The organism is Mariniradius sediminis, from assembly GCF_021491425.1.
In the GTDB taxonomy this organism is placed as follows: domain Bacteria; phylum Bacteroidota; class Bacteroidia; order Cytophagales; family Cyclobacteriaceae; genus Mariniradius; species Mariniradius saccharolyticus.
This window is the reverse complement of record NZ_JAKEVZ010000013.1, coordinates 142061-150220: the sequence shown is the minus strand read 5'-3', so window position 1 is coordinate 150220 and position 8160 is coordinate 142061. Positions and strand designations below refer to the sequence as shown.

The 8160-nt window shown below is 42.8% G+C and carries 4 protein-coding genes; 3 read left to right on the top strand and 1 reads right to left on the bottom strand.

Annotated features, from left to right (window positions below; translation table 11 throughout):
• Window positions 1-500: 500 nt before the first annotated feature.
• A complete protein-coding gene (locus L0U89_RS16295) occupies window positions 501-1388 on the top strand; it encodes a Shedu anti-phage system protein SduA domain-containing protein (RefSeq protein WP_234862488.1) in 888 nt (295 codons plus the stop codon).
• Between the two features lie 414 nt (window positions 1389-1802).
• A complete protein-coding gene (locus L0U89_RS16290; RefSeq protein WP_234862487.1) occupies window positions 1803-3062 on the top strand; it encodes a putative endonuclease domain-containing protein in 1260 nt (419 codons plus the stop codon).
• Window positions 3063-3333: 271 nt separating this feature from the next.
• Here the strand turns inward: L0U89_RS16290 and L0U89_RS16285 are convergent, their stop codons facing one another.
• Window positions 3334-5778: a family 20 glycosylhydrolase gene (locus L0U89_RS16285; protein ID WP_234862486.1), complete on the bottom strand. Its 2445-nt coding sequence runs from the start codon at window positions 5776-5778 to the stop codon at window positions 3334-3336.
• Between the two features lie 124 nt (window positions 5779-5902).
• Here L0U89_RS16285 and L0U89_RS16280 point away from each other — a divergent pair, with 124 nt between their 5' ends.
• Window positions 5903-8155: an adenylate/guanylate cyclase domain-containing protein gene (locus tag L0U89_RS16280; protein ID WP_234862485.1), complete on the top strand. Its 2253-nt coding sequence runs from the start codon at window positions 5903-5905 to the stop codon at window positions 8153-8155.
• Window positions 8156-8160 lie beyond the last annotated feature (5 nt).

Genomic DNA, 8160 nt, shown 5'->3' with positions numbered 1-8160 from the left:
AGGCTATATGAACGCCGCTACGCGTCGGCCTTGACTGGTTTCACCGCTTGGACTTTGAAGCATTTAAGAGGATTGAAAACAAAAGAAAAACAATGAAAAAAGTGTCAACTAAATTCAGGACGTGACATAGAACGAGAGGCGAGACACAAGAGGCAAGAGCCAAGAAACAAGAGCTGAGAAGAAGCAAGAAACAGGGAAATGGTGAGGAAGCTATCCTTCTTGTCCAGAAGCAGGATTTGTCGCGATTCTGCTTTCTCCAGTCAGTCAAAAGCTAGACTGGATTTAAAGGAAACACAGCCAAAGCGCTAATCACTGTACTTTTCTGCCCAAATCCCTCCAATACATTTTTACAGAAAAAACCCAAAATCCAAGTTTTCAATTTTCAGCTTATGATTGAAATCTATTATCTTAGGAGATGGTAAGGGATGGTTTAGGCTGTAATTGCCGCCTTTAGATTTAAAGTGTAAACATTATTTTCATAAAAAAACGACCTGTTATAGATGGTTTACGAATTCACTAATCATGCGCCACCCATTCCAGACGAAAAGGAATACCTTAGGCAGGCGGTAGCTGATTTCAACAAGCTATTGCTTGAAAGTCCTGGAAATGAACAAGTATTTCAAAAATTTTTCGAATTGAATCCCTGTTTTGTACCTGGAGCGAGGGATGAATTTTCCGGTATTGGTCCCTCGGGACATGGCCCATATTTGAACGCTTTAATCCGACAGCCAAAGGTCAGTGGTCTTTTCGATCGAGTTCCTGATTTTTTGTGGTTAGCGTCAGACAGTATTTTCTTCACTCCTGTATTTGTAGAAATAGAGGCTCCCGAGAAGAAATATTTTAAAAAGGATGGAACGCCCACAAGTGACTTTAATCAAGCCAAACATCAACTTGAGGAATGGCAAACGATATTTACTAGTCCGGAAAACATCCTGAAATTTTACCAAGACTTTTCGATTCCTCAAGAACTCCGCGAGTTGACATTTCACCCCCACTTCATCCTGATTTTTGGAAGACGAGAAGAATACGACAAAAAAACGCCACTTAAGCAAAAACGCGGAGCATTGGGAGGAAAGAATCAAACAATAATGAGCTATGATCGAATATGCCCACAAATTGCACGTAGAAATTTTCTCTGTTGTGATGTAAAAAATGGTCGATATGTAGCCCGAAACCTGGGCCCAACCTTTCGAATCGGTCCGTATGAAGATCAGCTTATCAATATTGATGGGTTGGTAAATGCCGTCGACAACACAGCTTATATTTCCCAAGAAAGGAAGTTGTTTCTGAAAGAAAAAATTCCTTACTGTATGGAATTTCTAGTGGAAGAACAGAAGGGAACCATCATGAGGATTCGAAGTAATCGTGAAGGTCAAATTGAAGAATAGAATTAGTATTTGAGCCGAAACAAAATACCTTTTTGGTACACAACGTTGGGAAAAGGATGGTCTAGGCTAATGGTTAAACCTAATGCCCATGATTGGTAATTCACAGTGATATCTAATTGTGGTACTTTTCGGACTCTTTTTTTCTAAATACCAACTTATAAAAAGAAAATCTTTCTTGCGACTAAGGTCCAAATCGAGACAATCTTTAAATTCCGCGCAAGTCATACCCAAAAGATTTTGGATTCGTTTCACAACTAGAGGAAAAATAATAAAACCGCAAATGCTGTAAATATAGACGGAGAAAACACATGGGGAATTTTCTTAGTCTCAAGATGGGTCAAGCACCATGTAATGGAAAAAATTCTAATGAAATACATATAACACACATATTTGACTGTCAATAAGAGACAAAAAATGAGATACAACATTCTAATCCCAGATCAATCATATCCTTTAGTTTTGTTACCTAAAGTTGTTGAAAATTATCTTTCAAATGAAATTACCTTGCTGGATTTGTGTGACGAAGCAAACCTTACTTATCCTGAAGCGATAGAAAAAGCACATTCGATCGATGTATATTATGATATTGATGTTGCAAATTTTAAACAAAGTAAAATTGAAAAAAAAAGTTTTCGGACTTTAGAACAAATTGAAAATTTAAAACATGATTCTATTGACTACGAATTGGAAAACCATGATTTCTATTTTGGAAAGCTGAAGCTGCCCAAAAAGCCGAAATTTCATGAAGAAATTCGAGAAAAGCCAAAAATTGATTTCTTGGGAATTTTAGGTGAACTATTAGTAGTTATATTTATATTTTCCATTTTGGGGATTATCTTGGGGCTGTTTTCCGGCGCAGGGCTGTTGATCAAGGAAATCGCTGAATTTCTTAATGTTCCTTTTTTGCTCGTTGCCTTCATTGCAATTTTTGCAAGTTCCATTTTCTATTTTGTTTACCATTTATTGAATGGAAATAATGACATTATGATTAGCTCTTCCTATACGGTTTTGGTGGGATCAGAGGACGAACGTGTTTCGAAACTCAACGAGTATAAAGATTCGATTTACAAATTATTTGAAAATGCCTCTAAAGAACTAGCTATAGAACGAAATATGATCGAGACTTCAATTGAAACTCAAAGGGAAGAAATTCAAAAGGGAATTTTAAAAAAACGACTAGAGAATTATTATTTGGGTATAGAACAAGCAAAAAGCTCAAAACGGGGTAAAACGGAGTTTTTTTTCCTACAATTTCTTCACGAAACCTTTAGATCAAATGTAAAGATTGATGTTGCCCCAGTTATGAAAAAAGCATTTCTTCCAGATTTTGTTATAATTTGCTCTGATCTCGGATTGTATGTTGATGTAGAAATTGATGAGCCATACTCCTTGGAATCTGGTGATATAATTCATCACGACCGAAGTAGGGATAGTGTTAGAAATCAATTCTTTATTGATCATAATTGGATTGTAATTCGGTTTTCAGAGAGGCAAATTGTTGAAAATCCTCTAGAATGCGTTTCATTTATCACGAATGTTTTGTCAGCATTAGGGAAAAAAGAAAAATACATTGAAACAAATATTAAACAAGAACCATTATGGACTTATGAACAAGTTAACTTGATGAGATTTAGGGATGAAAGGAGAAAATATCTGGGTCTTCTTAACAATTAGTGTTTTTCAGTTTCTGAAAAGTACAAAATCCTAAAATCCTGATAATTTGGGCGATAGCTATACTTAAATTACTGTTTGGCGGTACCATAGTTAGTAATAACTAATCCTGGTAAATTTCCAGCCCTTTCACCAAATTTTATAAAGTATTCCAAGGAAACTTGTTTTGGGTTTGAATATCTTTTTTGTAGTCATTTCGTTGAAATTTGGAAACCTAAACCGAGTAAGTCAGTGTCAATACCCTCGGATTTCTTTCATCTAGTCCAGCTCAATCTTACCTCCCCCCCAATCCCGGATAAGCGATATTGGTCTTGGTTTGTCCGTTTTCGAGGATTATGCCGGGTCTTGGCATGCGGACATTGAATCCCCCGAACAGGTGTGCTAAGCGCGGGATTTCCCTTTGTCCCAGCAAGTTGGCAAAGATATTCCAGGCCTCTTCCCTTTTGGTATCGCGGATGGCGGGATCTGGCTCGAGACTCCAGGCAGGTTCGGCATTCCATGCCCTTTCGACGTATCCAAGCATCTTGGGCAGCAGGTAATACTCCATCATGGCTTGGCCTTTGACAGTTTCGGACCAGAGTTGCCCCTGCACGCCTTTGATGTGCTGTCTGCCAAGGGCATTCAGGGAAACTTTTCCTTTTGCCAGGGCTGCCACGTCGATCGGCTTGCCATACATATCGGTATCGTTGGAGATAAAATGGTTGTAGGGTACCGTGCGCCAAGCCGTTTTGGTGTCGACAAATCCGGACCATTGATGCCCGGGTTCGTCGGGATGCATGTCGTAAGCCAAGTCGAAGTAGAAATTGGAGGAATTGCAGACGATAACCTCATAGCCCGCATTGGCCAGTTGGTAGGCCATGTCCTCCCCTCCCCAGCCGGCGACGGCATTCCAGGCATAGACCCGGAATCCCTTGTCGGCAAATTCCTGATTGGGGACGTGGATCTGTTGTCCATTTTCGGTTTTGGGCGATTGCCCGATTTCCTCCCAGCCAGCCACTTGCAGACCCTTGGAGGCAAACATGGCCGCAATTTTTCGGTAGAAATAGCCTTTGAGTCCTTCCGTGCCCTCGATCTCGGGGTGCTTGGCGAGGAATTCCGTGCAGACCGGGGATTGGGTCCAAACGCCGCGTGGCACCTCATCGCCTCCCGTATGGAAGGTGCGGAGGGGCATGTCCGCATCGGCGTACATTAGCAGAATCTCGTCGACGACTTTTTCATAAAACCGATAGGTAGACTCCTGACAGACACAGATGGTGTTGTCCCTGAAGTTTTGCGCGGAAAGGTACCGGGACTGATCCCCCAAATCCTCCAACAGATACTCCTTGGCCTTGATGGAATCCCCTTTTGCCATCCAATCGTGGTAACGCTTGCGCATCGCGACGATTGCAGCTTTGGAATGTGCCGGCACCCCGATCTCGGGTATCACTTGGATATGGCGCGCCTTGGCATAGCGAAGTATCTCCCTATAGTCATCCCGGCTCAGAAATCCGGTACCATGGAGAGATTGATCAACGAAAGGCCCGGAACCGTAGTAGGGCCAAAGATTGTCGACTTCCTTGGGCGTGTGGCCCCTTTTGGAGCCTACCTCGGTGAGTTCCGGCAATCCAGGAATCTCGATCCGCCAAGCCTCGTCGTTGGCCATGTTGATATGGAAGACGTTCAATTTGTAGAATGCCAACAAATCCAAGAGCTTCAGGATCGCGGCTTTCGATTGGAAGTTGCGGGCGATATCGAGGAAAAAACCCCGATAACCGAAATCCGGCCAATCCTCGATTTCGACATAATCGAGCTTGAGACTTTGGGAGCGATCACTGCCCGACTTTTCTGAAACCAAAGCCAAGAGCGATTGGATACCATAAAAGGCACCCTGCACCGTTGCTGACTCGATGCGGATGGTTTTGGAAACCGAGAGTCTATAGGATTCCGGAATGGCTGAATCAGGACTTTTCAGCAACAAAACGTCCGCTTCTGACTTTGAGGCTTTTGAGATTTGGCCCGCAAGGTGGGTTTTCAATACTTGGTCCAGATAGTCCCCAAGCTCGGAAAAGGCAGGATCGATATAGACTTTTGGATTAGAGCGGAAAGTAAAGACGCCATTGGAATACTTGTAGGACTTTGGCACGGGAACAAAAGGCGGCAAATCGGATTTTTCGAGCAGGCTGAGGGATTCATTTTGCCTGTAGGTAAATTCATCTGTTGGGATTGGCGTAGGAGTTCCCGCGGCCAATTTCGCCAAATCTTCGACCTTTATCAATGTCTTGCGATAGTCAGTGATTGTTTCCGGCTTCGCTTTCGGGTCCTTGACCCAATATAGGCCGTGGGGGATGTGGCTGTTTTTGAGCACGAAATTATCGGAAGTGTAAACGACTTCAAGGCTATCTCCCGGCGAAAGTGAACCCAATTCTCCCTTTGGTTTCAACCTGAAAAAATCCCCAGATAGGTGCTCCATGACAAATCCTGGAGTAAGCACCTTGGGTCTGATCGAAAGGAAAATCGTATTGAAATAAAGTTCCCAAGTCGGTTGCAGCGCATCCTTGCCGTTGTTGGTCAAAACAAACCTTGCCTGATGGCTTTCCTTTGGTTGCAGTTGGTTGGCGGTCAGTTCCCATTTGACTGACAAGTCGCCCTTTGACTGAGCTTCTGACGTCTCGAACAATCCTGAGAAAATTGCCAGCAGCACTATGCATTTTTGGTATGAGAGGAGCTTTGATAGCATCATTTATATATTATTGATATAAAGAAAGACATGGTTGGTTTAATTTCGTTAAATTAATGCATTGGATTGAAAATCATGGTTTTGACCTCGATTGTTTGTGTGAGTTTCCATCATTGATGATTTTTAGATGAAAACGGAAGTGAGAAAAACCTGTGCCGCGATTATGTTTTCGGACATAGTCGGCTATACCGCCATGATGGGCCGGGATGAGGAGATGGCCTACCAAATGGTGAAAAGAAATGTCCGCATCCACCAGCAAGTTATCAAAAAACACCATGGCAAGTTGGTCAAGGAAATGGGCGACGGCATATTGAGTTCATATCCTTCCGGCAGGGAAGCCATTGCAGCCGCTTTGGAATTGCAGCAGTACTATTTCAAATCCAAGGAACTAAGTCTCAGGATCGGTGTCCATTTTGGGGAAATCATAGAGGATGCGCACGACGTGTTTGGGGATGCTGTGAACATCGCATCGCGTCTGCAAACGCTTGGACATCCCAACAGCGTCCTTTTCTCGAAGAGTATCAAGGAGGACATCGCCAATGATCCATCATTCCCTTTCGTCGATTTGGGTAAATTCCACTTGAAAAACGTGGACGAAAACGTACAGATTTTCGCCTTGGCAAACGAAGGATTGGCTGTACCCCGCCGCGGGGATTTGTCCAAGTTATTGGACAGTCGGGTGAAGCGGGTGATGATCGCAAGCACGGTCATTTTGACTCTCATGCTCGTGGGATTCGGATTTTACCACAATGAAGTACTGAAGGGATTGACCGATAGCGGCGAAAAGCTAATTGCTGTATTGCCGTTTGAGGGCAACTTAATTAATTCTAAAGATTCCATTCTTTTGGCAGGTTTGGCAGATGAAATTATCAACGGGTTCTCAAAGCTCGAAGGCTTAAAACCAATCTCATTTTTCAGTACCAAAGGATATGACCCAAAAAAATTCACTCCACAAGAGTATGGCAGAAAACTTGGGGTGGATTTTCTCTTGCTCGGAAAAACGTTGGAAATAAACGGACATGCAATACTTCGAATCCAACTACTGGAATTGAGAAAAGATAAAATCCTTTGGGGTGAGACATTTGACCTTGAGGGTGAAGATCTGATTGCATTCCAAAGGTTGTTGTCACAGCGTGTAATAGCCTCCATCATTCCAAACTTTGAGGGCGGGACCGAAACGGCCAATTTACAGGACAGAATACCGGCTTCGGAATTAGCTAATCGCCACTTTCTACGTGGAAAAGGGCACTACCAACTTTTCAACCAAATCCATAATGATAGCGCAATCGTGGAATTCAAGAAAGCACTTTCTTCGGATTCAACGTTTGCGTTGGCGTACGCGGGACTTGGCGATGCTTTTAGCCAGAAATTCAGGGAGCATAAAGGTGCTTCGGAATACCTCGACTCATGCCTATGGGCTGGCGAGAAAGCGGTAACGCTAAACCCGAGGTTGGCAGAAGGATACAAGACGGTGGCAAATTACTTCAATTACAAGGGCCAACTATCAACGGGAAACACATGGCTTCGTCGAGCACTCGAGATCGACAAAAATTTTGCACCGGCACTCGGAAATTTGGGTTCCAACTATCTTTCAACCGGCCAATTGGACAGTGCGCTTTATTACCAGACGAAAGCTGCAGCTTTAAATCCGGGATTGTATTTGCCCTTTCAACTATCCGGCTGGATTAGCCGCCTTCTGATGGACTACAGTAATTCGTTGGCATTTCTCAAAAAATCCCTTCAAATAAACGAAGATTTCAGGCATTCAATCCCTAGTATGACCTACGAGCAACTTGCTCTAACGTATTTAGGGCTTGAAAAACGGGATAGTGCCGCATTTTGCGTCAAGAAGACATTGGATCTCCTGGAAGATTACAAGGATGCAGGCGGAAAATATGACGTAACCAAGTATGCTACAGTGTCCAGGACATTCGAATCCGCAGGCATCATTGCGTTTTTCACAAACGACTTGGTCAACTCCAAAAAATACCTCGAACAATCTGTTTACTATAATCCATACAAAAACCAAGACCCCTTCAGTTATGCACCGGTCTATCTTAGCTTCTTGGAGATGAAGACTAATCCCACCGTTGGCAAGATTTTCTTGGACGAAGCAATCTCTCTCTATAAAAGAGAAATCGACTCCGGCACAGAAGACGGTGAGTTTTATTTCAATCTCGCTTGTTTGTATGCAGTTAAGGGAGAAAAATCAAACTCGCTTGATATGCTAAATAAAGCATATGAAATGGGCTGGCGTGATCTAATTATGCTTAGAAAAAACATCATTTTTGAAAATCTCCTGAAAGACATTTCGGTAATCCGTTTTTCGGATAAGGTCTTTGGTGAAATAGATAAAATGAAGCAAACCAAACAAAATTGATTTTG

What these genes read in the sequence shown, in the direction of transcription:
- L0U89_RS16295 (WP_234862488.1), top strand. Translation starts at nt 501, where the DNA reads ATGGTTTACGAATTCACTAATCATGCGCCACCCATTCCAGACGAAAAG.
- L0U89_RS16280 (WP_234862485.1), top strand. Translation starts at nt 5,903, where the DNA reads ATGAAAACGGAAGTGAGAAAAACCTGTGCCGCGATTATGTTTTCGGAC.
- L0U89_RS16290 (WP_234862487.1), top strand. Translation starts at nt 1,803, where the DNA reads ATGAGATACAACATTCTAATCCCAGATCAATCATATCCTTTAGTTTTG.
- L0U89_RS16285 (WP_234862486.1), bottom strand. Translation starts at nt 5,778, where the DNA reads ATGATGCTATCAAAGCTCCTCTCATACCAAAAATGCATAGTGCTGCTG.